Source organism: Pseudomonas sp. Sample_24 (genome assembly GCF_004307605.1).
Taxonomy (GTDB): Bacteria; Pseudomonadota; Gammaproteobacteria; order Pseudomonadales; family Pseudomonadaceae; genus Aquipseudomonas.
Map to the genome: position 1 here is coordinate 24,553 of NZ_RCNW01000145.1, position 24,707 is coordinate 49,259.

The following is a 24,707-nucleotide window of genomic DNA, read 5'->3' on the forward strand; positions in this document are numbered from 1 at the left end:
CATCGCCAGCAGGTTGGCACAGGTGCTGAAGTGGCCGCAGTTGTTGTGCTCGGCACAAATCCCCTGTGGGAGCACAGCTTGCTCGCGATGGCGAAATGTCTGGCACCATGGATGTTGAATGTGCCGCCGTCATCGCGGGCAAGCCTTGCTCAGGTGCTCCTACAGAGTTTCGTGTTGTTCACAAATGTTGTGATCAACCTGGCCTGGGTAGGAGTGAGCCTGCTCGCGATGGGGGCGACGCGGTTTTCCCGCGTCATCCGATCAAGGCGTGACGATATTGAACTGCGGCGCAAAGGTGTCCAGGCTGCTCATCAATTCGCCAAGCTTCTTGCCATTGCCTTGCAGTTTGACCAGGCCTTTGTGGATCGCCGTCGGGAAGTCCGTTTGCTTGAGGCTGATCTGCTCCAGCGTTGTCTTGCTCATGCTCACTGATGCATCGGCCTGCGGGTCGAGGCCAGGGCGGTGGGTCAATACGCCGTTGCGCAGGGTCAGGGTGAAATCCTTGTTCGGCTCTTCGAACGTCCAGTTCAGGGTCATGTCGTGGCCAACGGCTTTGTCGCTGTCCAGGCGAATGGCCAGGAAATCGAAAAACATCTCAGGACTCATCGCCCGCACCATGTCGGCCGATACCGACGAGCCCGCATGGGTGGGTACGCCGTTGCGAAGCTCCATGGCACCGGTCAGGTACATGTTGCGCCAGGTAGCGTTTTCGCTTTGATAACCGAGTTGCTCCAATGTCTCGGCCTGGGCCGTGCGCGCGTCGGCGTTATCCGGTTCGCTGAACAGCAACTGATTGCCCAGTTGCGCCGCCCAACGGTAATCGCCCTTGGCCATGGCGGCGCGCATTTTCTCCAACACCGCTACGCCACCGCCCATGGCCTCGACGCTGCGTTTGGCGCTGTCCACCGGGGGTAACGGGTTGAGGTTGGCCGGGTTGCCATCGTAGAAACCCAGGTAACGCTGGTACACCGCCCGCACGTTGAAACTCAGGGAGCCATAGTAACCACGGGTGTACCACTTCTGGTCGAGGCTGCCCGGCAGTTTCTTGATCGCGTCGGCGACTTCCAGCGGGGTCAGGCCCTGGTTGAGCAAGTGCAGGGTACGGTCGTTGAGGAAGGCGTACATGTCGCGCTGGTCGGCGAGGAACGTGCGGATGCGCTCGCCGCCCCAGGTCGGCCAGTTGTGCTGGGCAAACAGCACGTCACTCTTGTCGCCGTAGCGCGCCAGGCTGTTGTCCAGGTATTGCGCCCAGGCCTTGGCGTCACGCACTTGCGCGCCGCGTGGTGTAAGAATGTTGTGCATCATTTGCGTGGCGTTTTCCGCCATGCACAAGGCGCGCAGTTGCGGCAGGTAGAGGTTCATTTCTGCCGGCGCTTCGGTGCCCGGTGTGAGCTGAAACTCTACCTCCAACCCGGCGATAGTGCGGGTTTGCAGTTCCTTGTCGATCAGGTCGGTCGGCGCGATCAGGGTGATGGTGCCGCCGCTCGGCGTGCTTTTGCCCAGACCTGCATCGACCTGGCCCTTTTCACCGCGAGGCAACAGACTGCCGAACTGGTACTGCGCGCGACGGCTCATGGCATTGCCGGCGAACACGTTCTCGCTCATCACGTGTTCCATGAACCCGACGGGGGCGAACACCTTGACCTTGCCGGCCTTGACGTCGGCCTCGTCGATCACCCCGCGTACACCACCGAAATGGTCAACGTGAGTGTGGCTGTAGATCACCGCCACCACCGGTTTCTGCGGACGGTTCTGGTAGTACAGCGCCAGCGCTGCTTTGGCGGTTTCGGCCATGGTCAGCGGGTCGATGATGATCAACCCGTCATCGCCCTCGATGATGGTCATATTGGCCACGTCGAGACCACGCACCTGGTAAATCTTCGGGCTGACTTCGAACAGCCCGGCATGGGCATTGAGTTGAGCCAGACGCCAAAGACTCGGGTTGACCGAATCCGGAGCCTGGTCCTTGAGCAGGAAGTCATAAGCCTGGACATCCCAGATGATCTTGCCGGCGGCATCCTTGACCTGGCCCTTGAAGGGCGCAATCAAGCCCTTGCCCACCGACTCGAAGTCAGTGCGATCGCTAAAGGGCAGTTGTTGCAACACGGCACTGTTGCTGGCGGCGGTTTGCGCGCTGGCGGCGACTGGTGCATCGGCGGCCACCGCCGATTGCGTCAGGCACGCGGTGATCAGGCAGGCCAGCAGGCCGCGGTGGCTCAAAGTAAAACGTGGCATGGCGTCTCCGTTTCTTATCGTTATGGTCAGACCAGCCTCGAGGGTAGGGCGGCGCCCGTTCCAGATGGCAATCGCCAACGGACAAAAACCATTCAGGCCCGCTATCCTTGGCCCACGCCAATCGAACGGGTTCTCTCATGCTTGAGGTCCAGGGTGTCTTCAAAAGCTACGCCACGCCGCAGGGGCCGTTGCCGGTGCTGCAAGGTGTCGACCTGACGCTCAAGCCCGGCAGCAGTCTGGCGTTGATGGGCGAGTCGGGCAGCGGCAAGAGCACCTTGCTGCACCTGATCGCCGGCCTGGACAAGGTCGACCGCGGCAGTATCCGCAGCGGTGAGCATCGTCTGGAACAGATGAACGAAGGGCAACTGGCGAAGTGGCGGCGCACCGAAATCGGCCTGGTGTTCCAACAGTTCAACCTGATCGGCAGCCTGCGGGTGGAGGACAACCTGGCCTTTCAGGCGCGGCTTGCCGGTCGTCATGATCCACGCTGGCAGGCGCATCTGGTGCAACGTTTGGGGCTGGGCGAGTTGCTCAAACGTTATCCGGAGCAATTGTCTGGCGGTCAGCAGCAGCGTGTTGCACTGGGGCGAGCCTTGGCCTCACGGCCGAAGCTGTTGCTGGCCGACGAACCTACCGGCAGCCTGGATGAAACCACCAGTGCCGAGGTATTGCGGTTATTGCTGGCGTTGCTCGACGACAGCACCACGACGCTGTTGATGGTCACTCACAGTCAGGGCGTGGCGGCGCAGCTGGCAGAAAAAGTGGTGCTGCACGGTGGTCGTCTGCTCGGTGTGGACGGTCGCTGAGATGCGCATCTTCGGCGAAACCCTGCGCGCGCTGCTCAGTCACTGGCGACAGCATCCAGTGCAGTTTTTCAGTGTGCTGACCGGGCTGTGGCTGGCCACCAGTCTGCTGACCGGCGTGCAAGCGTTGAACAGCCAGGCGCGAGAAAGCTACGCCCGCGCCAGCCAGCTGATTGGCGGTGAACCCCAGGCCAGCCTCAGTGCAACCGCTGGCGGGACGTTCCCGCAGCAATGGTTTGTCGACCTGCGTCGCGCCGGTTGGCCGGTGTCGCCGGTACTGCAGGGAAGGCTGACGCTCAAGGACCATGAAGATCAACGGCTGCAACTGATGGGCATCGAACCGGTGTCACTGCCGGGTGGTTCGCCGGTGGCGGGCCAGGCGTTGGCAATCGAACAGGTGGTCGAGTTCTTTACTGCGCCGGGAAGTACCTGGATTGCGCCATCGACCTTGCAGTCATTGGGATTGAAAGAAGGTGACCGACCTTTGAGCGTAAGCGGGACATCGTTGCCGCCCCTGCATGCGCAAACCGATATGGCCCCGGGGGTGTTGCTGGTGGACATCGGGTTTGCCCAACAGATTCTCGGTTTGCCGGAACAGCTGTCGCGGTTGTTACTGCCCAAGGATTTCATTGCGCCACTTCCCGATGCGTTCAAGGGACAACTGCAATTCAAAAGCAGCGCTGAAGAAAACAATCTGGCACGCCTGACCGAAAGCTTTCATCTGAATCTCAATGCGTTGGGGTTTCTGTCGTTCGTGGTCGGACTGTTTATCGTGCATGCAGCCATCGGCCTCGCCCTGGAACAGCGCCGTGGTTTGCTGCGCACGATGCGTGCCTGTGGCGTCAGTGCGCGGATGCTGATCACCTGTCTCGCCGTCGAACTGGGTGGGCTGGCCCTGGTAGGCGGGTTGGCCGGGGTGGTCAGCGGCTATTTACTGGCCGGCGTGTTGCTGCCGGATGTCGCCGCCAGCCTGCGCGGCTTGTACGGCGCGGAAGTGGCGGGGCAGTTGAACCTCAGTCCACTGTGGTGGCTCGGCGGCATAGGGTTAAGCCTGCTGGGCGCGTTGCTCGCCGGTGCCAACAGCCTGTGGCGGGCGTCGCGTTTGCCATTGCTGGCCCTGGCCGATCCGCAGGCGTGGCATCAGGCGCATGCGCGTTGGTTGCGGCGCCAGGGCTGGGTGGCGGCGATAGCCCTGGCAAGCGCCGGGTTGGCGCTGGTGTTGGGTGACAGTCTGATCAGCGGGTTTTTGTTGATGGCGACACTGTTGATCGGTGCGGCACTGGCGTTGCCCGTGGTGCTCGATGCGCTACTCAATCTGCTGCTGCATCGCGCTCGGTCGGTGCTCGGCCAGTGGTTTCTCGCCGATTGCCGCCAGCAGTTACCGGCCCTGAGCCTGGCGCTGATGGCGCTGCTGTTGGCGCTGGCGGCGAACATCGGGGCCGGCAGCATGACCGCCGGTTTTCGCCAGACGTTCAGCGACTGGCTGGAACAACGGCTGACCGCCGAGCTTTACCTCAATCCACAAAACCCGACCCAGGCCCGGGAGCTGCACGGCTGGCTGATGCAGCAGCCGCAACTCACGGCGGTATTGCCCAACTGGCAAGTGCCGATTCAATTGCAAGGTTGGCCGGCGGATGTGTTCGGGGTGATCGATCACCCGACCTATCGTCAGCACTGGCCACTGCTCGAAGCCTTGGGCGACAAGCCCTGGGAGCAGCTGGCGACGGACGACGCGGTGATGCTCAGCGAACAGCTGGCCCGGCGTTTGAAGGTCGGCTTGGGCGATCATCTGTCGATGGCGACGCCCAATGGCCCGTGGTCGCCGCGCATCATCGGGATCTACGCCGATTACGGAAATCCCAAGGGCCACGTGCTGGTGAACATCAATCATCTGTTGCGTGGTTGGCCGCAATTGACGCCGAACCGTTTCAATCTGCGCATCGAGCCGACGTTGATTGCACCGTTCGTACAGGCCTTGCAGGCGCGCTTTGACCTTGAAGACAGCCGCATCGTCGACCAGGCGCGGCTCAAGGGATGGTCCACGCAAGTATTCGAGCGAACGTTCGCCGCCACCGCCGCCCTCAACAGCCTGACCCTGTGCGTGGCCGGCGTGGCGTTGTTCATCAGCCTGCTTACCCAGAGTCAGAGCCGCCTCGGGCAACTGGCGCCATTATGGGCGCTGGGGGTGACGCGACAGCAATTGATGCGGCTCAACCTCGGGCAAACCTGGTTGCTGGCAGTGCTGACCCTGGCGCTGGCACTGCCGTTGGGCATTGCGTTGGCCTGGTGTCTCGACACGGTGATCAACGTTCAGGCGTTCGGCTGGCGCTTGCCACTGCGGGTGTTCCCGCTGCAATTGCTGCAGTTGATGGGGCTGGCATTGCTGGCAACGTTGCTGGCGTCGGCATGGCCGCTTTACGCGTTGTACCGCACGCAGCCAGCGGACCTGCTGAGGACTTTTGCCCATGAGGATTAAGTGCGTCGTGTGCCTGTTGGCAGTCTTGTCGAGCGGTTGCGAGCAACCGGCGCCATCGGAAAAAGGCTTTGCGGGGCTGGGCAATCAAGCGAGTGCATTCACCAAGGTGGTGCCCGGTCGAGTGTTCAGCTTCCCGGCGGATCACGGCCCTCATGACGGTTTCCGGATCGAGTGGTGGTACGTCACCGCCAACCTCAAGGACCCGCAGGGTCACGAATTCGGCGCGCAGTGGACATTGTTTCGCAGTGCCTTGAAAGCCACACCCGAGGTCAAGGGCTGGGAGAATCAGACGATCTGGCTCGGGCATGCAGCAGTGACCTCGGCGACGGCACATCATGCAGCCGAACGTTATGCCCGGGGGGGCGTCGGTCAGGCGGGCGTCAGCCTGACGCCGTTCAGCGCGTGGATCGACGACTGGGTGTTCAGCAGCCAGGCCTCTTCTGAAAACCCATTGACCGACCTGCAACTCAGTGCCCGGGACAAAGCCTTCAGTTATCGATTGCGGCTGACGTCGACCCAACCGCTGGTGTTGCAAGGTGACCAGGGGTTTAGCCAAAAATCCGAGCAAGGCCAGGCGTCGTATTACTACAGCCAACCGTTTTTCCAGGCCAGCGGCACGCTTGAGATCGACGGCAAGCCGTATCAAGTCAGCGGCCCCGCGTGGCTCGACCGCGAATGGAGCAGCCAGCCGCTGACGGCCAATCAGACCGGGTGGGACTGGTTTTCCCTGCACCTGGAGAGTGGCGAACAAGTGATGCTCTATCGCATGCGGCACAAGGACGGTGAGCCCTATTTGACTGGAACGTGGATCGATGCCCGAGGCCAGACGCAACTGCTAAGGGCCGGCGACATCCGCCTCGTCCCGCAGGACACCGCTACGGTGGCAGGGCGCGAGATGCCGGTGCGCTGGTCGATCCGGATTCCCGACAAACACCTCGACATCGTCATCAACGCCCTCAATCCCGGGGCCTGGATGGATTTGCGCATTCCTTACTGGGAAGGCCCGGTGCGCTTGAGCGGCAGCCATAAAGGGCAGGGGTATCTGGAAATGACCGGGTATTGAGCCGGAACTCTCTGATGTTCGCGGGCCTCCTAAATCAAGAAGGCCACAGACCGGAGACTGTCATGCGCGAAGACCTCACCCCACCCGACCTTGACGCATGGCAGCGCCTGTTTGAAGACCAGGCTTACTGGCAACAATCCCCGGACGCGCATTACATGGAATTGCTGCGTCTGGCCGACGATTTGCTGGGTCAGGGCGCGGTTGACCTTCAACAGTGGCAAGACTTGCGAGCCAGAGCGGAGCAGTCCCACAAAGACTCACCGGCCATCAACGTTGCCCGGGAAGTCGAAGACCCCGAGGCATGAGGAATACGCCATGAAACCGACACCGGAATCAGAAAACCCCGACGAGCCCCGTCCACCGGGGGAAACAGAACGCGACAACGATGCCCTGCGTCCAACCGATCCGACGCGGCGCGAGGAAAGTGGCAAGGGCACCCGCAGCGGAGAGTCGACAGCGCAAGAAACCGCGAAGAATGCAGATTAGCGTCGAACTCGCGCAACAGCGTCTATGCTCATTCGCACGCGGCTTTTAACCCGGGTTCAAAGCCGTTTGTCGCCAATGATCACAGGGAATGTTCTGCCTATGAAACTTCACGCACTGACCAAAGCCATCACCCTTGCCACCTTGCTCTCTGCCACCAGCCTGAGTGTCATTGCGGCTGACATCCCGCTGTCTGCCGTCGTGGAAGCAGATCAAATCACCACCAAAGTCGTGTCGGTCGATGCCGCCAATCATCAAGTCGTGCTTGAGGGGCCTGAGGGCAATCAGGTGCATGTGCAATTGACCGAGAAGGCCAAGAACCTCGGCAACCTGAAGGCCGGCGACCAAGTGGACATTGAGGTGACCCGCGCTGTGGCGGCTTACCTCGACACCGATATCGACAAAGGCTTGCCGGGCAGCATCGAGCGAACCGGTGAAGCCCGCGCCGCGCCCGGCAGCGCCAATCCGGGGGGTGAAGCCTACCGTCAGGTACAGGTACAACTGAAGATCACCGACATCGATGTGAAGAACAATCGGGTGACCTTCGAAAATCCCAAAGGCCAGTCCAAGACGATCGATGTCGTAAGACCTGAAATGCAAGCCAAGCTAAAGGATCTGAAGAAAGGCCAGACGGTGAATGTGGTTTACACCGATATACTGAAGGTCACTACACGCAAAAGTTGAGTATCTGCTCTATCGGTTGAATGTTCCTGTACAACTTGTACAGGGATATTCACTTTTTTTAACGAGCTGGTGAGTTCAGTGAGTGATGCAAATTATATTGGAGTCGACATTTGATAAATATGTATCTGTAAATTTCATGTTTATATTCGCGGACAACTTCCAGGCGTTGATTTAATATGCGTCTCGTTCGCCCAGTGTTGCGGCTCTTTACCGGTGCAGGGATGCCGAGGCCATTGCACTGGGCGAACTCTTCTTTGCGTATGGGGCTTCTCCAATACGATCTATAAATTAGACCGGAAAAAAGCGGTTCGATAGTTATTGCACGAGCACATCAGCCTGCCGGCGAGCGCCAGTCATCGGAGCCCGAAGTACCACTTACTTCGTGGGTCCAGGTTATTTTTCGATAGGTAAAGTGCACGTCTTGTAAATGCGTGAAATGCGAATTCGCCGGATCCTGGCAGTTGTGCATGTAATCTTTGATATGGACGATGATCGCATCTTCAAGCTCGGTGGTGTAGTAGTGCTCTTGAGTCCCCTTTATCGATATGCGGTACCATTTGATCAGGACAGATGTCATCACTTCACCCGTCGTCAACGCCTGCAGTAGTAAGGGCGAAGATTTGTCGAAGACCTTCGTGATTATTACCGGTTTGTGAATGCGTAGGCCTGTTGTTTGACCAGATTGCGGATCGCGCGGCATTGTCAGTTCGTGGCTGAAACCTTGAACCATGACCTCATTTTCACGACCTTCCTGAAAGATGTTGCCAACGGAGTCAGCCGTGAAAGCACCGTCAGTGATCAAGCCTTGTGTCACGCCATTCACATACATATACGCGGGTGTAGCCATGGATGCTCTCCTTGCTAGAGTAAAGTGAGGCTCCCGAAAGGCACGTTCGCCTGATGGGGGTCTCACGATTAACAAGGTCCGTGCCATAAGCCGCGAAGCCCCCTGAGGCCGCAGGTCGAGTCAATTCAGGGGAACGTTCTTTCGCTAAAACACCTCGATATCTGCGCAGGTTGCTGCGCAATACAGGTCGAATTGTGGCGCACCTTGTCGAATCGCCCGACAGACCGAATGATCCACCTCGCGCCGAGAACCTGCAGCGTGCCAAGCGAGCAGTTTTCGGCGCATCACGGCTATAAGCCACCACTGCAGTCCCGAGACGGAGTGACGACATGAAAATCCTGATGGTTTTAACGTCCCACGATCAATTGGGTAACACCGGCAAGAAAACCGGATTCTGGCTGGAGGAATTCGCGGCACCGTATTACGCCTTCAAGGATGCCGGCGCTCAGTTGACCCTGGCTTCACCCAAAGGCGGGCAACCACCGCTGGACCCGAAAAGTGACGAACCGGATGCACAAACTGAAGCCACCGAGCGTTTTCGCAAGGACACGGCTGCGCAGTCGGCCTTGGCATCCACCGTGCTGCTCAGCTCGGTCAAGGCCAGCGATTACGATGCGATTTTCTATCCCGGCGGCCATGGTCCGCTTTGGGACCTGGCCGAAGACAAGCATTCGATTGCCCTGATCGAATCTTTTTACAACGCCGGCAAACCGGTCGCGACCGTTTGCCATGCCCCGGGTGTTTTACGGCATGCCAAGAGCGCCGACGGCCAGCCCTTGGTCAAAGGCAAGAAGGTGACGGGGTTCACCAACAGTGAGGAGGACGCCGTGCAATTGACCAACGTCGTGCCGTTTCTGGTCGAAGACGAGCTCAAGGCCAAAGGCGGGATTTTTTCCAAGGGCCCGGACTGGGCGAGCTATGTGCTCACGGATGGTCTGTTGCTGACGGGGCAGAATCCGGCGTCGTCACAGGCAACGGCTGAAGCGCTATTGGCGAAACTGAAATAACCCACTCTGCGGGAGCGAGCGTGCTCGCTCCCGCAGTCAGTCCAGTGTCAGTGTACGAACGAGGCAAAACACTGCTCGATCGAGCGCCGCTGGGTCTCGGCATACAACCCCAATTCATCAATGGTCGGGCGCCCCAAGGCTCTCTCGAACGCTTGCTGATTGGAATGCACGCCATAGTGGGTCTGCGCCGCGTCCCCCAGATTTGACTGAAAAATCCCCGCCGCGCTGACCGGCAGGAAATCTTCGTACACCAACGGTTCGACTCGCAGATAACCACCGCTGACCAGATCTTCCAGTGGCAGGGTTTTCAGTTCGGCTGCTGCCAGGCCTTTTTCTGTCACAAAATAGCGAAAGTACGCCAGCTCCTGACGGCGCATGTCTTCGTAGGTGTCGGGAAATTCGCTGAAGTGTTGCGCCATCAGCGTGTTGTAACGCTTGGCATTGGCTTCATTGGGGAAATCCTTGAGTTCATCCCGCGCCGCATTGAGCAGGCGGTCATACAGCGCCCGGCCTTTGGGCGTGAGCGCAGCGCCACGTTGTTCGATCTCACCGAAACGGGCGCTGTGACTGCCGCGTGTTTGGGCTTGGTCGATGAACGCGACCGGTTCGTCGAGTGCCTTGAAACTGGTCTGGCGCAGCAGAATAGGGCACTGACGACGGGGCGGACCTTCGATTACCGCTTTGGGGGTGATGCCATGGGCAGGCATTTGTGCCTGGACGATGTCGATGTCCAGGGTACGCGGAGTCAGGTGATTGATATGCGGCCCCTTGAAAGCCACGACATCGGCGATCAGGCGATGCTGGGCGCTGAGCTTCTGATATTGCTCGGCGGTCACAGTGGCACTGTGGTGCCAGCGGAAGGTTTCCAGCGCCTGCTCGACGAATGTTACCGCCTCTTGTTCGGTGAGACCGCCCTGGGTCTCGGCGCGCTCGATCAACGTGAGCGCAGTCGGGGTGAAGATCGACCGTTTATCCAAAACCGACTGGGCGAAGGCCCGCAACTCAAGATCTTCGATCAGTTCCAGGCGCAATAGCGAGGTGAAAACACGGAACGGGCTGACCTGCAACGCTGCTTCATGCACGGCACGAAATGCCGTGGAGTGCACGGGGACGCCGGCCGGGGTCAAATCGTAATAACCCACGGGTTGCATGCCCATCACCGCGAACAGGCGGGCGAGGGTGGCCAGTTCAGCGGCCGTGCCGACCCGGATCGCACCGTGGCGCTCCAGGTCCAGGCGTTCGATTTCGCCAGTGCTGTTCAACTGCTGCGCCACTTGCGGATCGCTGTCGAGCACGTGACGGTTGGTCTGTTCCACCAATTCCATCAACGCGCCGTACAGCGGCACTTCTTCGCGGTACATGTCGGACATCGCTCTGGAAAAGCGTTGGCGGATCAGGTCAGGGCTGACGAAGCTAGGGTGGTTCATGAACAGAATTCCTGGCGCGGTAACGAGAAGGATGGATCAAAAGATCGCAGCCTTGGGCGTCGCCGACAAACGAAGTTTCTGACGAACTTCATTCTGCAAAGGACTGCATCTTCAGTGCAGTCGTTGATCCTGTGGGCTTTCCGAGCGCAGCGATGCCAAAAACTCCCGATACAGGTGGGCTGAACCGGCCGGTGCCTCGACCATGGGCATATGGCCGACGCCTTCCCAGATTTCTACCCGTAGATCAGCGATGCCTTTGCTCCAGATCGCCACACTGCTGACATCGATCAAACGGTCCTTGCGTCCCCAGAGCAGCAGGGCCGGGGCTTTGATCGAAGGGAGTTTCGGCTCCATCGGCGGGCTGGCGCGGAAGTCGCGAAAAATCTCTTCCAGTTCGTCCCGCGACTGTTCATAGCGATGGGCAAAGGCATCCAGCACCACGCGCGGCACCCATGGTGGATCGGCCATGGTCATGGCATAGAGGTATTTGAATTCTTCGCGGGAGTTGATCAGGAAAGGATTGTGGCCCCGGGCCAGATGCCGCTCCAGATCACTGGGTTCGGGCGCGGTCACGCCCGCCGGATCAATCAGGGCGACCGAAACGATGCGTTCCGGGTAAGTTGCCGCCAGCCATGCCGCCAGATACCCGCCCATCGAGTTGCCAATCACATGAACCTTGTCCACGCCGCACACATCCAGCAATTGGATCATGCGCTTGGCCTGCAACGGGATGTCATAGCCGCCGCCGGCCTTGAAGCCGGTTTCGCCATGACCGGCGATGTCGGGGATGATGACCCGATAATTGCCGACAAAATATCGGGCAAAGCGCAGCCAGATATTTTTATCGGCGCTAAAACCATGCAGCATCAACACATTGCTGGATGCTTCGTAGGGGCCACCTTGCCAGGTCGAAACGGTCATTTCGGCGATGGGCACGACAATCTTGTGCAGCTTGTACAACTTGGCTTCGGCGGCCGTGCTCAATTCATAGATCCAATAGCCGATGGCCGGGTAGCTCAACCAGCTCCAGGCGGCAAAAACCGCGATTGCGACAACCAGTAAAAGCATCAGGCGCCTTCCTTCTGACGAATCAGGACAAAATGTGATCGGCCGGTTTCAAGGTTCGGGTCAAGCGGTGGAAGCTGAAACTGAACCCCGGAAACATGGCAATCACATGACCGCTCTTGCTTTGATACCAACTGTGGCAGCCTCCCGACTTCCACACCGTGCGCTCCATTTCTCTATGGATCATTTCAGTGTAGGTACGTTCTGCTTCCGGGCGAACTTCAATGCTGCGTAAACCTTGTGCTTTTAACGTTTGAATGCAGTCGAGGATGTAGTTCATTTGCGATTCGATGATGAACAGCGCCGAGGTGTGGCCGATGCCCGTGTTCGGGCCGGTGACGATAAACAGGTTGGGAAAGTCCGGCAGGGCAGTGCCGAGGTAGGCTCGGGGGAATTCGCGCCATACATTTCGCAGTTGCGTGCCGTTCTTGCCGCTGACCGGGTAGGAAATCACCCCGTCGGTGGCGTCATAACCGGTGGACCAGATAATCAGATCGAGATCGATGTGTTGGCCGTCCTGCATGACGATACCGGTTTCGTCGATAGCGGCGATGGCCTGTTCGCGGCTGTTCAGCGTTACGTTGCTGCGGGCCAGCGCCGGGTACAGCGTGTTCGATAGAATCACCCGTTTGCAGCCGATAGTGTAGTCCGGCGTCAGTTTTCGCCGAAGTTCGCCGTCGGGAACCTGGCGCCTGATGAAGCGCAGGGCCTTTTGCTGGACCATGTGCAACGCCGGTTTCGAGTATTTGAAGGCGATCACCCGGGTTTCAAACTGCCAGTAGATCATCCAGCGCAGCAGCTTGTAGGCCGGCCTGATCCCGAGCAGCCAACGCTGGAAACGCCCGAATGTGCGGTCAGCCCGAGGCAGCACCCAATGCGGCGTACGCTGGAATACATGCAAGTGCCCGACATCCGGGGCTATCGCCGGAATCACCTGCGCCGCGCTGGCACCGCTGCCGACAATGGCCACGCGTTTTTGCCGGTAATCGTAGGAATGGTCCCAATTGTTGGTATGAAAGGTTTTGCCCTGAAAGCGTTCCTGCCCCTCGAAATGCGGAATTACCGGTTGGCTCAAGGGACCCGTGGCGTTGATCAGAAATTGTGCGTGAAACGTGCCTTTGGCGGCAGTGTGCACGGCCCAGCGTTTGCCGGCATCGTCCCATTCGACACGCTCGACATCGGCTTGCAATTCCACTCGTTCGCGCAGGCCAAAGTGCTCGATCACATGACCGGTGTAGCGATGAAGTTCGGCCTGTTCGGCAAACATCTGCGTCCAGCGGTAGGGGGCAAAGGACAGTGAATACAGCGGTGAAGGCACATCGACGGCGGCGCCGGGGTAGGTGTTCTGGCACCAGGTGCCACCGAAGAAGTCCCGCCGCTCCAGCACACGGAAGTCGGTAATGCCGGCCTTGAGCAAATTGACGGCGGCGCACTGACCTCCAAAGCCGCTACCGATGATCAGCACTTGAAAGGTCTGCATGGGCCTCCTGTTTGCTCGTGGTTTAGCGAACGCTTCTTTCATGTATAGCCAAACGAAGCGGTATTGCGCGTGATCTTCATCAAGTGGGCGCGATCAGACTCGCACACAGCGCTCGGCCTATGCGCCGCTAGCCGGTGATGGCTATTTGACGTTGCCCTGTTAGACTCCGACAGTACCTGCACCACCGGTGTAATCAGATTTTGTTCCGTGCGGCAGAGGTCCCAATGGGAAAGATGGGAGGAAAAGGACTTTCACTGGCCAGGAGGCTCTACACATCGCGCATCCTCGGCCTCGGGTTGGGTTTGTTATGCGTGAGTGTGGCGATGTTCCCATTGAACCCGGCGCCTTGGGTATGGGGCCTGATGTTGTTCAATGGGTTGCTCTGGCCGCACCTGGCCTACCATTGGTCGCGTCGGGTTGCGCGTCCCTACCACGCGGAACAGCGTAACCTGTTGGTGGACGCCTTTATGGGTGGGTTCTGGGTTGTCGCCATGCACTTCAATCCTTTGCCTGCCGCCACCACCCTTTCGATGATGGCGATGAATAATGTCGCCATTGGCGGTTTGCGCTTTCTGCTGACGGGGACCGCCGCGCAGGTACTCGGGATGGGCGTCGGCTGGCTGTTTTTCAACCCCGTCGTGGTTCCCGAAACCAGCCAGATCCAGCTCTACGCCTGTTTGCCGCTGATGTGTCTTTATCCGCTGGCGCTGGGCTGGATCTGCTATCGCCAGGCTTATACCCTCGGGCGGCAAAAGCGCGAGTTACTGGCCCTGAGCCGCACCGACAGCCTGACCGGATTGCTCAACCACGGCGCCTGGAAGGACCAGCTGGAAGTGGAATTCCAGCGCTGCCAGCGGCAACGCCAGGGCGGGGCGATTGCCCTGATCGACATCGACCATTTCAAAATCATCAACGACACCTACGGTCACGTCGCCGGAGACATCGTGTTGCGGCAACTGAGCAAGATGCTCAAACACAACCTGCGGGCCACGGATGTCGCCGGGCGTTATGGCGGCGATGAATTTTGCGTGATCCTGCCGGACCTGCCCCTGAGCAGTGCCGCTGCCGTCATGGAGGGCTTGCGTGATCGCTTCGCCACCCTGGGTTATGAACAGAATCCGACGTTGAAGGTCAGCCTGAGTATTGGTCTTGCGGCGTTCAATGCAGGCCACACCGACGCGACCCTGTGGCTCAATGATGCGGATCAGGCGCTGTATGAAGCCAAGAGCACGGGGCGTAATCGGGTGATCTGTTGCCGTGACGACAGGCCACGGCATGAGCTGCTCGGCTCGGTTTGATCCCCTGATCCCATTGTCGCCGCCTGACTACCGCCTGCCCATCACTCCTTGACGCTCATGAATTCCTCCGCATAGCGGATGTACTCTTCAGGCTGAGTGTAGGTGTGAGTCAGTTCGGTAGCGCTCAGGTCAGAGGCCTGGGTGAAGATCTGGCGTTGTTCGCGCAGGCTGTCGTAGGTCGCCTTGATGGCGGCGAAGTAGGCGCCGTGGCCGTCGATTACCACGCGCACGCCAAGTTCGGCCAGACGTTTGTCGTCACGCAGCAGCGGGTTGCCGTAGGTCACCAGCATCAACGGGACGCTCAGGTGCTCGGCGATTTGCTCCAGATGATCGAAATCCTTTACCCCTACCATGCAAATACCATCGGCACCGGCGCGCTGGTATTGCTTGGTGCGGCTGATGATTTCCTGCACCGGCAGGATCCCTGCGTTGGTGCGGGCAATGATTGCCATTTCTGAATCGCAGCGGGCTTCCAGTGCCGCGCGGATCTTGCCGACGCCCTCGGCGACGGTTATCAAGTCGGTGGATTTGCGGCCGAATTGGGCGGGCAGCAGGGTGTCTTCGATGGTCAGGGCCGCGATGCCGGCACGTTCCAGTTCGACAATGGTACGCATCACATTCAATGCATTGCCGTAGCCATGGTCGGCGTCGGCGATGACCGGTAACTGGGCGACACGCCCGATACGGGTGGCCTGCTCGGCGAACTCACTGAGGGTGATCAAGGCAAAGTCGGGGGCGCCCAGCACTTGTAACGATGCAACCGAACCTCCCAAGATGCCTACCTCAAACCCCAGGTCGGCGGCGATGCGCGCCGACATCGGATCGAAGACCGATGCGGTGTGATAGCAGGTTTTGGACGCGAACAGCTGGCGAAAATTGTGGCGCAAATCTTGATGAGACAGCCTGGACATATGAGTTCCACCAATGGAAATGGAAGGGCTTGAGCAAAAGTGTCAACGCCGAAGTTGTAAAAGGCTATCACGCTGGCGAGTCGAGAATGATGACGAATTTGCCGTGATTGCTGCCTTTTGGTGTGTGCCATTGTCTGTTTCAAGGTAAACGCGGGTATGTCTGGGGGATGTCGGCTTGGGTTGAGCGACCAACGGCACGCCAGGCAATTGAGGTGTTACGCCGCCACTGCCTGCTGCTGTTGTTTGAGCAAGGGGACGGCTCGAACAGAATCGCCGGGTCGCAATTGCAGGCGTTTGGCGGTGAGACGATCAACCACCAGACTGTGCCCTGATTGTCGAGCCCGGGCAGCAGTGATGCGACAGTTTTCCAGTCGGCGGTTGTGGATCAGCCACAGCGGCGCCTGCTCGTCCGGGGCGCCAATGGCCAAATCAAGCAATTGACTGTCGCGCACGGTGCGAATGCCGGAGGTCGGGGCTTCGATGACCGGGCCGGCGTCGAAAATGTCGATATATCCTTTGTGGTCAAAACCCTCGTCGCTGAGGATTTTCAGTGCCGCTTCGCTGTTGGCGTGAGGTTTGCCGATCACGGCTTGAGCCTGTTCTGTGAGCAGACAGGTGTAAATGGGTTGGCGTGGCATCAGTTCGGCGATGAACGATTTGTTGCCCAACCCGGACAGGTGATCGGCGTGGCTGAAATCCATCTGGAAAAAGTGGCGGCCCACGCTGTCCCAGAAGGGCGAACAGCCCTGTTCGTCGGCACTGCCGCGCAGCTCGGCGATGAGTTTGTCGCCAAACAAGCTCGGGAACTCCGCGACAAACAACAGGCGACTCAGGGATAGAAGTCGACCGTGGCTGCCCAGGCGCTGGTCGGGGCGCAGGAACAACGTGCGGAGTTCCGATTGCCCGGTCATTTCATTGCTCAGGAACAAGGTCGGAATGTGTCGCTGGATCCCCAGGTCCGGGGATGAGCTGACCGTCAGACCGACCCGATAGTTGTACCAGGGTTCACGCAGGCCAACGGCTCCCGCCACGGCACTCACGCCCACCACTTGCTGATCGTCGTCTTCGAGTACGAACAGGTAATCCGCATCGGCACGTTCGACCTGCTCGGCGAACGTTCTTTTTGCCCATCGCAATCGGTAGTTCAGTCGTTCTTCGTCGGCCGGCAAAGTCGTCATCCCTCGGCCCGCAAGCCGAACCAACGCGAGCAGGGCAGGCAGGTCGGTCACCTGGGCCGGTCGAACAATCATGATGCCGCTCCTGCTTCGGGTTTGTACGGGGATCGTTGTCGGGCACCGCACACAACGATGCTCACAGGGCAATCAACCGAACCTGACGGCCCTCGGTCACCTTCAACGCTGCACACATCGCGGCATCGAGGGTCACGGGTTTTCCGGGCAGGTAGTCCAGTTCTGCAATGATGACGCGAAAGTTCTCCAGCGAATCATTGCTGACCAGGTAACGCCCTCGAGCGTCGATGAACGCACCGGGGCTGGCCTGGGTGGTTTGGCTTTGGGCGATGGACCGTATGTTGCCCGTGCGGGCCAGCAGGGTTGGACCGCCGTCGAAAAGGTCGACGTAGTGATTGGTTTCGAATCCCTCGCGCTGAAGAATATCGAATGCTTCCTGGCCATCGGGGTGGATCCGGCCGATGCAGTCCTGCGCGGCTTGGGGCAGCATGGGCACGTAGATCGGATATTGCGGCATCAATTCGGCGAGGAACGCCCGGCTTTCCAGGCCACACAAGCGCTCCGCTTCGACGTAGGGCAGGTCGAAGAAGTGTTTGCCCACGGCATCCCAGAAGGGTGAATGTCCCTCATCGCTGCTGTAACCGACGATTTCGGTAATCACTGTGTCGCAAAAGCGCTGGGCATGGGCGGCGATGAACAGCAGGCGCGCTCGCGACAACAGTTCGGAGGCGGCCGTTCCTGTCCATGCGCCATCGATGTGAAAACCGCGCAGCAATGTGTGGCCACTGAGGTCCTGGCACAGCGACAACGCCGGCACGCCGTGCTCGATGTTCAACTCCCGCGAGGCACTATTGAAGTGGCGATTGCGCAGGCTGTAGAACGGTTCGTCGAACCCGGCAGTCGCCAGAATCTCCGAACATCCGATCAGAGACCGGTTTGTCAGGTCCTCGAGTACGAAGAAATAATTCTCCGGCCCGGGGTTCTGCACGTTTTGCTCGAAAGATGTGCAGGAATCGAGGATTTTATCGCGCAAGCGCTCGCTGTCGTCCGGCAAGGACGTGACGCCCACCAGGCTTTCGCGAGCAAGGCGCTGCAACTGGGGCAGGTCGGTTAACTGCACTGGGCGCAAGACCAGCATGGATGCACTCCTGTCTCAAAGGGCTGGGTGACGGGGCACCAAGCCTGACAATCACTGTCGGTTTTCCACGCATTTTTTCGGCGGTAGCCTTGTAAGGCGTCGCTCTTTTTTGTTCGTTACCGGGTATGACTACACGCATCACCGTGCCCGCTCCAGACCCTGCCATGGGGCTCGTCAGGGTGAATGGATCTTAAGTTCGTGTGGGTCAGGTTCCAGACCGGAAACGATGTTCGGGTCTGGCAAAACAAGGCATCCGGGCTCCTGCTGGATGTGGGCTATCGGTAATCCGTTGAAAGCAGTATTTATTTAAGCCGCACTGCATGTCTAGTTAATTTTCGTGCGGGATTTCAACGTCCAGTGACGATTTTTGATCGATGCGCATCGGGGCTTCAGGTAAGTCGATCAGGCTTGTAGGCAAACGCCCAAAGAGCAGTCAGAGATGGCTGATCCTGTAGCATGAAAGGCATCCGGCCATTACCCATTTCAAGTCAAAGGAAACAACCCCGATGCCGACTCTTACGGCACAATTGCCTCTGGCTGGCGATTAAACGCCGTTTATCCTTCCCACCCGACAGAGAAACCCCGCGTGAAGGCGACTCGTTTGACCCTGATGTGCCATGCACGAACTGTCGCACAAAAACTTGCGCGGTTTCCTACAAACGAGCCGCTGGAGATGGATTGGCAATCGGCGCGGGGTTCGCGCAGTTCTCAATTCAAGGGTGCGCCGAAGCTGTTATGCGGGCCGGAGCTGCGCACCCGACAAACCGCCGAATTGTTCGGCAGTACGATGGAGGTGGTCGCAGCCCTGAGAGATTGCGATTTCGGGCGCTGGTGCGGTGCAAGCATCAATGACGTGCAAACATCCGAACCTGAATTATTGCAGGGCTGGATTGCCGACCCGCATGCGGCCCCGCATGGTGGTGAGTCGGTGGCCCAGGTCTGTAGGCGCACCGCTGAGTGGCTGGCGACGCTGCAAGCAACACCTGGGCATTTCATCGCCGTTACCCATCCGTTTGTCATTCGTGCCGCGCTGAGTCACGTCCTGCAGAGCCCGGCCTACAACCTGATCGATGTCGAGCCGCTGTCGTCCATCGAGTTGCGGTTCAATGGTTGCTGGCGCTTGCGGCTGCCGGGCACTGATCCTGAAGGGGTGTCTTGATGAAAAAGATAATGGTCATCGGCATCGGTGCCGGCAACCCTGATTACATCACCGTGCAAGCGGTCAAGGCGCTGAATCGGGTCGATGTGTTTTTCCTCATGGACAAGGGCCGGAGCAAAGACAAACTGATCGACCTGCGCCGCGACATTTGTGAACGTTACATCAGCCATCGCGATTACCGCTTTGTCGAAGCGCCGGTTGCGGAACGCGAGCGTGGCGATGTTGACTACACTTGCAGCGTCAATGAGCTGAACCTGGTCAAGCAGCGTACCTTCGAGCGCCTGATCAATGAGCAAATGACGGACGGCCAGTGCGGCGGGTTCCTGGTATGGGGTGACCCGGCACTTTACGACAGCACCCTGCGAATCCTGCAGGCCATTCTCGCGGCAGGCACCTGCGCTTTCGAATACGAGGTGATTCCCGGCATCACCAGCGTTCAGGCGCTGGCGGCGCAGCACAAAGTGACGCTCAATCAGATCGGTCGTCCGGTTGAAATCACCACTGGCCGGCGACTGGCCGCGGGGCAGGTGAGCGACGCCGACAGCCTGGTGGTGATGCTCGATGCCCAGGACGCCTACCAACAAGTGGCGGATCAGGACACGCAGATTTATTGGGGGGCCTACCTGGGGACACCCGATGAAATCCTGATCAGCGGCAAGCTCAGGGACGTCGCGGATGAGATTGAGCGGGTCCGCAAGGCGGCCCGACAGGCCAATGGCTGGATCATGGACACCTATTTGTTGCACAAGCCCTGAGTCCGGGCGGCACGTTTTAAAAAAAAAGCACGTACATGCAATTTTTTCCTTCCCGTCATCGGCAACATTGAAGTCCTTTCAACATTGTTACGTCGGAGACCTTCGTCATGTCTGAAATCCAGTCCCGGAGCACACAGACACCTGGGTTCGATGAAGTTGTCACGTTGATCGTCAAGCATCGGATCAAGGCCGGTTCCGAAGTGCCGTATGAAGCCTGGCTGCGCAACATCGTCAAGGTTGCCGGGCAAAGCGTGGGGCACTTGGGGGTGGATGTGGTGCGTGGCAAAAACGCGGGTCTCGACACGTACACCTGCGTGCTGCGCTTTTGCTCCACTGAAGCGATGCAGCGCTGGCTCGATTCGCCGCAGCGCCAGGCGCTGGTCGACGAAGCTGCGCCGATGCTCGCTGATGGCGACCAGACTGAGGTCAACCCGGTCAACGAGTTCTGGTTTACCCCGCAGACTGAAACCGGCTCACCTGCACCGCGCTGGAAGCAGGCGGTGGTCACGCTGCTGGTGATCCTGCCGCACACGCTGTTGGTACCGCTGCTTTGGGGGCCGTTGCTGCAGCTCAACGCATTTCTTTCCAATTACGTGGTCGCCACGTTCCTGATCACCCTGACCATCGTGCTGTCAGTGGTGTACGTCTTCATGCCGCTCGCCACGCGCCTGTTTGCGCCCTGGCTGGAAGCCGGCCAGTCCCCTGCCAAATTGCCTTAAGGAACTGCGATGAACGCCGATCTGATTCTGTTCAATGGCCAATTTCATACGGTCGACCGCGAGAATCCGCACGCCAGTGCGGTTGCGATCAGTGACGGCCGCTTTGTAGCGGTCGGCAGCGATGCCCAGGCCATGGCGTTACGCGGTCCGGTCACGCAAGTGATCGACCTCAAGGGCCGTTGCGTGATTCCCGGTCTCAATGACTCGCACTTGCACTTGATCCGCGGGGGCCTGAACTACAACCTTGAATTGCGCTGGGAAGGTGTGCCCTCGCTGGCCGACGCCTTGCGCATGCTCAAGGAGCAAGCCGATCGCACACCAACACCGCAGTGGGTGCGCGTGGTGGGTGGCTGGAACGAGTTTCAGTTTGCCGAAAAACGCATGCCGACCCTTGATGAACTCAATCAGGCGGCGCCGGACACACCGGTGTTCGTCCTGCATTTGTATGATCGGGCCTTGCTCAACCGGGCCGCGCTGCGGGTAGCCGGGTACACCCGCGACACGCCGAACCCGCCGGGCGGCGAAATCGTTCGCGACGCTAACGGCAACCCCACCGGCATGCTGGTGGCACGTCCCAACGCGATGATTCTCTACTCCACCCTGGCCAAGGGGCCGAAGTTGCCGCTGGAATATCAGGTCAACTCGACGCGGCAGTTCATGCGCGAACTCAATCGTCTGGGCCTGACCAGTGCCATCGACGCCGGCGGTGGTTTCCAGAATTATCCCGACGATTATCAGGTGATCGAACAGTTGGCCAAGGATGAGCAACTGACCGTGCGCATCGCCTACAACCTGTTTACCCAGAAACCCAAAGAAGAGCTGGCCGACTTCCAGAACTGGACCGGTAGCGTCAAATTGCACCAGGGCGATGACTTCCTGCGTCACAACGGCGCCGGGGAAATGCTGGTGTTCTCGGCGGCAGACTTCGAAGACTTTCTCGAACCGCGCCCTGACCTGCCGCAGAGCATGGAGGACGAGCTGGAGCCGGTGGTGCGCCACCTCGTCGAACAGCGCTGGCCGTTCCGTCTGCATGCCACCTACAACGAATCCATCAGTCGCATGCTCGATGTGTTCGAGAAGGTCAACCGCGATATTCCGTTCGATGGCCTGCCCTGGTTTTTCGATCACGCCGAAACCATTACCCCGCAGAACATCGAGCGGGTGAGGGCGCTGGGCGGCGGCATTGCGATTCAGGATCGCATGGCGTTCCAGGGTGAGTATTTTGTCGAGCGTTATGGGGCCAAAGCGGCCGAAGCCACCCCGCCGATCAAACGCATGCTCGCTGAAGGTGTGCCGGTAGGCGCGGGCACCGATGCCACGCGCGTGTCGAGCTACAATCCATGGACCTCGTTGTACTGGATGGTCAGCGCACGCACCGTCGGCGGCATGGCGCTGCATGCCGAAGGCCTGTCGCGCCAGACTGCGCTGGAACTGTTCACCCATGGCAGCGCCTGGTTCTCGTCCGAGCAGGGCAAGAAGGGCCAGATCAAGGTCGGACAGCTGGCCGATATCGCGGCGTTGAGCGCGGACTTTTTCAGTGTCGACGAAGAAGCGATCAAATGGATCGAGTCGGTGCTGACCGTGGTCGGCGGCAAAGTGGTGTATGCCGCCGGCGACTTCGAAAAACTTGGCCCGGCCAGTGTGCCGGTGCTGCCGGATTGGTCGCCGGTGGTGAAAGTGCCGGGCCATTGGCGGCCAGCCTCACCCCTGCAAGCGCAGGTTCATCAGTGCAGCGGTCCGTGTGCGGTGCATTCCCACAGCCATGAACGGGCGCGCCTGTCGAATGCGCCGGTCAGCGACTTTGCCGGTTTCTGGGGCGCCTTCGGCTGCTCGTGTTTTGCTTTCTGACGAACACCCAAAAGACATTCATCCACCGAGGAGTTACCCATGAGCAACGTTCCCTACAAACGCCTGAATAAAGACGATGCCGTTGTGCTGTTGGTCGATCACCAGACAGGTCTGATCTCGCTGGTGCAGGATTTTTCGCCCAATGAGTTCAAGAACAACGTACTGGCCCTGGGTGACATCGCCAAATTCTTCAACTTGCCGACCATCCTCACCACCAGTTTCGACAGCGGCCCGAACGGCCCGATCGTGCCGGAGCTCAAGGCGCAGTTCCCCGACGCGCCGTTCATTGCGCGCCCTGGCCAGATCAACGCTTGGGACAACGAAGACTTCGTCAAGGCAGTGAAGGCTACCGGGCGCAAGCAACTGATCATTGCCGGTGTGGTGACCGACGTGTGCGTGGCGTTCCCGACGCTGTCCGCACTGGCCGAAGGCTTTGACGTGTTCGTGGTGACCGATGCTTCCGGCACCTTCAACACCACCGTGCAACAAGCCGCCTGGGCGCGCATGTCGGCGGCCGGTGCACAACTGCTTAACTGGTTCTCCGTGGCCTGCGAACTGCAGGGCGACTGGCGCAACGACATGGAAGGCCTGGCCAACCTGCTTTCCGAACGCATCCCGAACTACCGCAACCTGATCAACAGCTACACCACGTTTACCGCGAAATAAGCAACGCCCCTGTAGGAGCGAGCAGGCTCGCTCCTACAGAAAAGCCGTTGGCAGACTGACCTTGGTATAAAGTACCGGACCGTCAACCAAGGCGTGACAATGAACCCGTTCGAAGACATGCGTATTTTTTGCCAGGTCATGGATTCTGGCAGTTTCACCGCGGCGGCCGATCAGTTGGGCCTGTCCAAGCAATTCGTCAGCCGCCGTTTGATGCAGCTCGAAGAACGCCTTGGCGTGCGTCTGCTCAATCGCTCGACCCGGCGCCTGGACGTCACACCTCTGGGCCAGAGCTACTACGAATCTGCCCTTCGCCTGCTCGCCGAAGTCGAGCAAGTGGAGCAGGGCATTGCCGGGCAAACCACCGAGCCGCGCGGCACTGTCCGCGTGAGCGCTCCGCTGTCGTTTGCCTTGGCGCATCTGGGCTGGCTGCTGCCGGAGTTTTTGCAGCGCTATCGTGACGTTACCGTAGAAATGGATTTAAGCGACCGGCCGGTTGATCTGCTCGGTGAAGGCTACGACCTGGCATTGCGCATCGGTACGCTGGAAGATTCGACGCTCATTGCCCGACGCATCGCTTCGATCGAGCGGGTGTATTGCGCCAGTCCGGCCTATTTGGCCGAGCGCGGCACACCGGTCAAACCTGAAGATTTGCTCAACCATGATTGCCTGCCCTATGGCCACGGCCGACAGGTGCAATGGCGATTCAACGGACAGGGCAGGCCACTGGCCGTCAATGTCACCGGGCGGATGCGGGTCAATAACGGAGAGTTGCTCAGGGACGCGGCGATTGCCGGGATGGGGATTACCTATTTGCCTGCATTCATCGTCGGTTCGGCGCTGCAGGATGGCAGGCTGGTGCCGGTGCTCGATGAGTTTCGACCGCAGCCACTGACGCTATCGGCGGTGTATCCGCAGCATCGCCAGACGTCGCGGCCGGTGCAGGCGTTGATCGGGTTTCTGCGCGAGCGGCTGGATACTGAAGATTCACGTGATCCCCTGTAGGAGCAAAGCTTGCTCGCGATAACGATGTGTCAATCAACATCACCGTTGAGTGGACCACCGCAATCGCGAGCAAGCTTTGCTCCTACACGGTTCAGTGCAAGTCAGTTCATGCGTTTGTCATCTCCGGGCTCACCGGCCGCATGCAGGCCGCGATCATCGCCCACTTCCCCGGCCCGACGAATACCGTGGTCATCGCCGATCTCGCCTGAACGATGAACGCCATTGTCATCACCCGAGCGATGCACGCCGTTGTCGTCACCTGAGCGGTGTACACCATTGTCATCACCAGAACGGTGAACGCCATTGTCATCGCCCGAACGATGGACGCCGTGATCGTCACCTGGTTCGGAATGGGTGCCGCTGCGCCCTGAGTTCGAAGCCGTGCTGCCGGAGTGTCCCGAGCCGTGGCTACCGCTGTGGCCGCTACCGGCGCTGTCTCCACCATGACCAC

22 protein-coding genes and 1 pseudogene are annotated in these 24,707 nt (G+C 59.4%); 14 read left to right on the plus strand and 9 right to left on the minus strand.

All coding sequences use genetic code 11. From position 1 onward, the window contains the following. Positions 1 to 261: 261 nt before the first annotated feature. Positions 262 to 2,235: an alkyl sulfatase dimerization domain-containing protein gene (locus tag D8V06_RS07195; RefSeq protein ID WP_130930694.1), complete on the minus strand. Its 1,974-nt coding sequence runs from the start codon at positions 2,233 to 2,235 to the stop codon at positions 262 to 264. A gap of 137 nt (positions 2,236 to 2,372) precedes the next feature. On the opposite strand from D8V06_RS07195, the gene D8V06_RS07200 reads away from it, so the two are divergent. The 6 genes from D8V06_RS07200 to D8V06_RS07220 all read left to right on the plus strand — a co-directional run bounded on the left by D8V06_RS07200 (position 2,373) and on the right by D8V06_RS07220 (position 7,744). Continuing rightward, entirely contained in the window at positions 2,373 to 3,041 is a 669-nt protein-coding gene (locus D8V06_RS07200) for an ABC transporter ATP-binding protein (protein ID WP_056854572.1), read from the plus strand. Between the two features lies 1 nt (position 3,042). Next, positions 3,043 to 5,514, plus strand: coding sequence for an FtsX-like permease family protein (locus tag D8V06_RS07205; protein WP_056854571.1), 2,472 nt, complete (start codon positions 3,043 to 3,045; stop codon positions 5,512 to 5,514). After that, entirely contained in the window at positions 5,504 to 6,577 is a 1,074-nt protein-coding gene (locus D8V06_RS07210; RefSeq protein ID WP_130906309.1) for a lipocalin-like domain-containing protein, read from the plus strand. Before D8V06_RS07205 ends, D8V06_RS07210 begins: the two co-directional genes overlap by 11 nt. 62 nt (positions 6,578 to 6,639) lie before the next feature. Next, positions 6,640 to 6,882, plus strand: a complete 243-nt coding sequence (locus D8V06_RS07215) for a hypothetical protein (protein WP_130907381.1) — start codon at positions 6,640 to 6,642, stop codon at positions 6,880 to 6,882. A gap of 10 nt (positions 6,883 to 6,892) precedes the next feature. Further along, on the plus strand, positions 6,893 to 7,063 hold the full coding sequence (locus D8V06_RS30345; RefSeq protein ID WP_177336583.1) for a hypothetical protein: 171 nt from the start codon (positions 6,893 to 6,895) through the stop codon (positions 7,061 to 7,063). Positions 7,064 to 7,162: 99 nt separating this feature from the next. Then, complete coding sequence (locus D8V06_RS07220) at positions 7,163 to 7,744, plus strand: hypothetical protein (RefSeq protein ID WP_056854568.1); 582 nt, start codon at positions 7,163 to 7,165, stop codon at positions 7,742 to 7,744. 331 nt (positions 7,745 to 8,075) lie between these two features. Here D8V06_RS07220 and D8V06_RS07225 read toward each other — a convergent pair whose 3' ends face one another. Continuing rightward, positions 8,076 to 8,591 (minus strand): Hcp family type VI secretion system effector, encoded by a 516-nt coding sequence (locus D8V06_RS07225; RefSeq protein ID WP_056854567.1) that lies wholly within the window; start codon positions 8,589 to 8,591, stop codon positions 8,076 to 8,078. Between the two features lie 329 nt (positions 8,592 to 8,920). Between D8V06_RS07225 and D8V06_RS07230 the strand changes: the two genes are divergently transcribed. Then, positions 8,921 to 9,598: a type 1 glutamine amidotransferase domain-containing protein gene (locus D8V06_RS07230; RefSeq protein ID WP_056854566.1), complete on the plus strand. Its 678-nt coding sequence runs from the start codon at positions 8,921 to 8,923 to the stop codon at positions 9,596 to 9,598. Between the two features lie 47 nt (positions 9,599 to 9,645). Here D8V06_RS07230 and D8V06_RS07235 read toward each other — a convergent pair whose 3' ends face one another. The 3 genes from D8V06_RS07235 to D8V06_RS07245 form a co-directional block, all read right to left on the minus strand. Then, the gene (locus D8V06_RS07235) at positions 9,646 to 11,025 is read right to left on the minus strand and encodes a VOC family protein (protein ID WP_056854565.1); all 1,380 of its coding nucleotides are present in this window, start codon (positions 11,023 to 11,025) and stop codon (positions 9,646 to 9,648) included. Positions 11,026 to 11,136: 111 nt separating this feature from the next. Continuing rightward, on the minus strand, positions 11,137 to 12,093 hold the full coding sequence (locus tag D8V06_RS07240; RefSeq protein WP_130907384.1) for an alpha/beta fold hydrolase: 957 nt from the start codon (positions 12,091 to 12,093) through the stop codon (positions 11,137 to 11,139). A 22-nt stretch (positions 12,094 to 12,115) separates the two neighbouring features. Beyond that, positions 12,116 to 13,570, minus strand: a complete 1,455-nt coding sequence (locus tag D8V06_RS07245) for an NAD(P)/FAD-dependent oxidoreductase (protein ID WP_130930695.1) — start codon at positions 13,568 to 13,570, stop codon at positions 12,116 to 12,118. 224 nt (positions 13,571 to 13,794) lie between these two features. On the opposite strand from D8V06_RS07245, the gene D8V06_RS07250 reads away from it, so the two are divergent. Continuing rightward, positions 13,795 to 14,868 carry a diguanylate cyclase gene (locus D8V06_RS07250; RefSeq protein WP_130930696.1) on the plus strand — a complete coding sequence of 358 codons (1,074 nt, stop codon included), beginning with the start codon at positions 13,795 to 13,797 and terminating at the stop codon, positions 14,866 to 14,868. 41 nt (positions 14,869 to 14,909) lie between these two features. On the opposite strand, the gene D8V06_RS07255 is transcribed toward D8V06_RS07250, so the two are convergent. The 3 genes from D8V06_RS07255 to D8V06_RS07270 form a co-directional block, all read right to left on the minus strand. Further along, the gene (locus D8V06_RS07255) at positions 14,910 to 15,779 is read right to left on the minus strand and encodes an oxaloacetate decarboxylase (protein ID WP_056854561.1); all 870 of its coding nucleotides are present in this window, start codon (positions 15,777 to 15,779) and stop codon (positions 14,910 to 14,912) included. A 215-nt stretch (positions 15,780 to 15,994) separates the two neighbouring features. Then, positions 15,995 to 17,029 carry an arginine N-succinyltransferase gene (gene astA / locus D8V06_RS07265; RefSeq protein WP_130930697.1) on the minus strand — a complete coding sequence of 345 codons (1,035 nt, stop codon included), beginning with the start codon at positions 17,027 to 17,029 and terminating at the stop codon, positions 15,995 to 15,997. Between the two features lie 61 nt (positions 17,030 to 17,090). Then, positions 17,091 to 18,107 (minus strand): arginine N-succinyltransferase, encoded by a 1,017-nt coding sequence (locus D8V06_RS07270; protein ID WP_130907386.1) that lies wholly within the window; start codon positions 18,105 to 18,107, stop codon positions 17,091 to 17,093. A 586-nt stretch (positions 18,108 to 18,693) separates the two neighbouring features. Here D8V06_RS07270 and D8V06_RS07275 point away from each other — a divergent pair. From D8V06_RS07275 to D8V06_RS07300, 6 genes are all read left to right on the plus strand, one after another. Next, the gene (locus D8V06_RS07275; protein ID WP_130930698.1) at positions 18,694 to 19,266 is read left to right on the plus strand and encodes a histidine phosphatase family protein; all 573 of its coding nucleotides are present in this window, start codon (positions 18,694 to 18,696) and stop codon (positions 19,264 to 19,266) included. After that, positions 19,266 to 20,021, plus strand: coding sequence for a precorrin-6A synthase (deacetylating) (cobF, locus tag D8V06_RS07280; RefSeq protein ID WP_130930699.1), 756 nt, complete (start codon positions 19,266 to 19,268; stop codon positions 20,019 to 20,021). Before D8V06_RS07275 ends, cobF begins: the two co-directional genes overlap by 1 nt. Positions 20,022 to 20,128: 107 nt before the next feature. Next, positions 20,129 to 20,740: an antibiotic biosynthesis monooxygenase gene (locus tag D8V06_RS07285; RefSeq protein WP_130930700.1), complete on the plus strand. Its 612-nt coding sequence runs from the start codon at positions 20,129 to 20,131 to the stop codon at positions 20,738 to 20,740. 9 nt (positions 20,741 to 20,749) lie between these two features. After that, positions 20,750 to 22,588: an amidohydrolase gene (locus D8V06_RS07290; protein WP_130930701.1), complete on the plus strand. Its 1,839-nt coding sequence runs from the start codon at positions 20,750 to 20,752 to the stop codon at positions 22,586 to 22,588. Positions 22,589 to 22,627: 39 nt separating this feature from the next. After that, positions 22,628 to 23,254: an isochorismate family cysteine hydrolase YcaC gene (ycaC, locus tag D8V06_RS07295; protein ID WP_056854554.1), complete on the plus strand. Its 627-nt coding sequence runs from the start codon at positions 22,628 to 22,630 to the stop codon at positions 23,252 to 23,254. 99 nt (positions 23,255 to 23,353) lie between these two features. Continuing rightward, positions 23,354 to 24,256 carry a LysR family transcriptional regulator gene (locus tag D8V06_RS07300; protein WP_130930702.1) on the plus strand — a complete coding sequence of 301 codons (903 nt, stop codon included), beginning with the start codon at positions 23,354 to 23,356 and terminating at the stop codon, positions 24,254 to 24,256. Between the two features lie 101 nt (positions 24,257 to 24,357). Here the strand turns inward: D8V06_RS07300 and D8V06_RS07305 are convergent. After that, positions 24,358 to 24,707, minus strand: a pseudogene (locus D8V06_RS07305) (hypothetical protein); the annotation flags it as partial.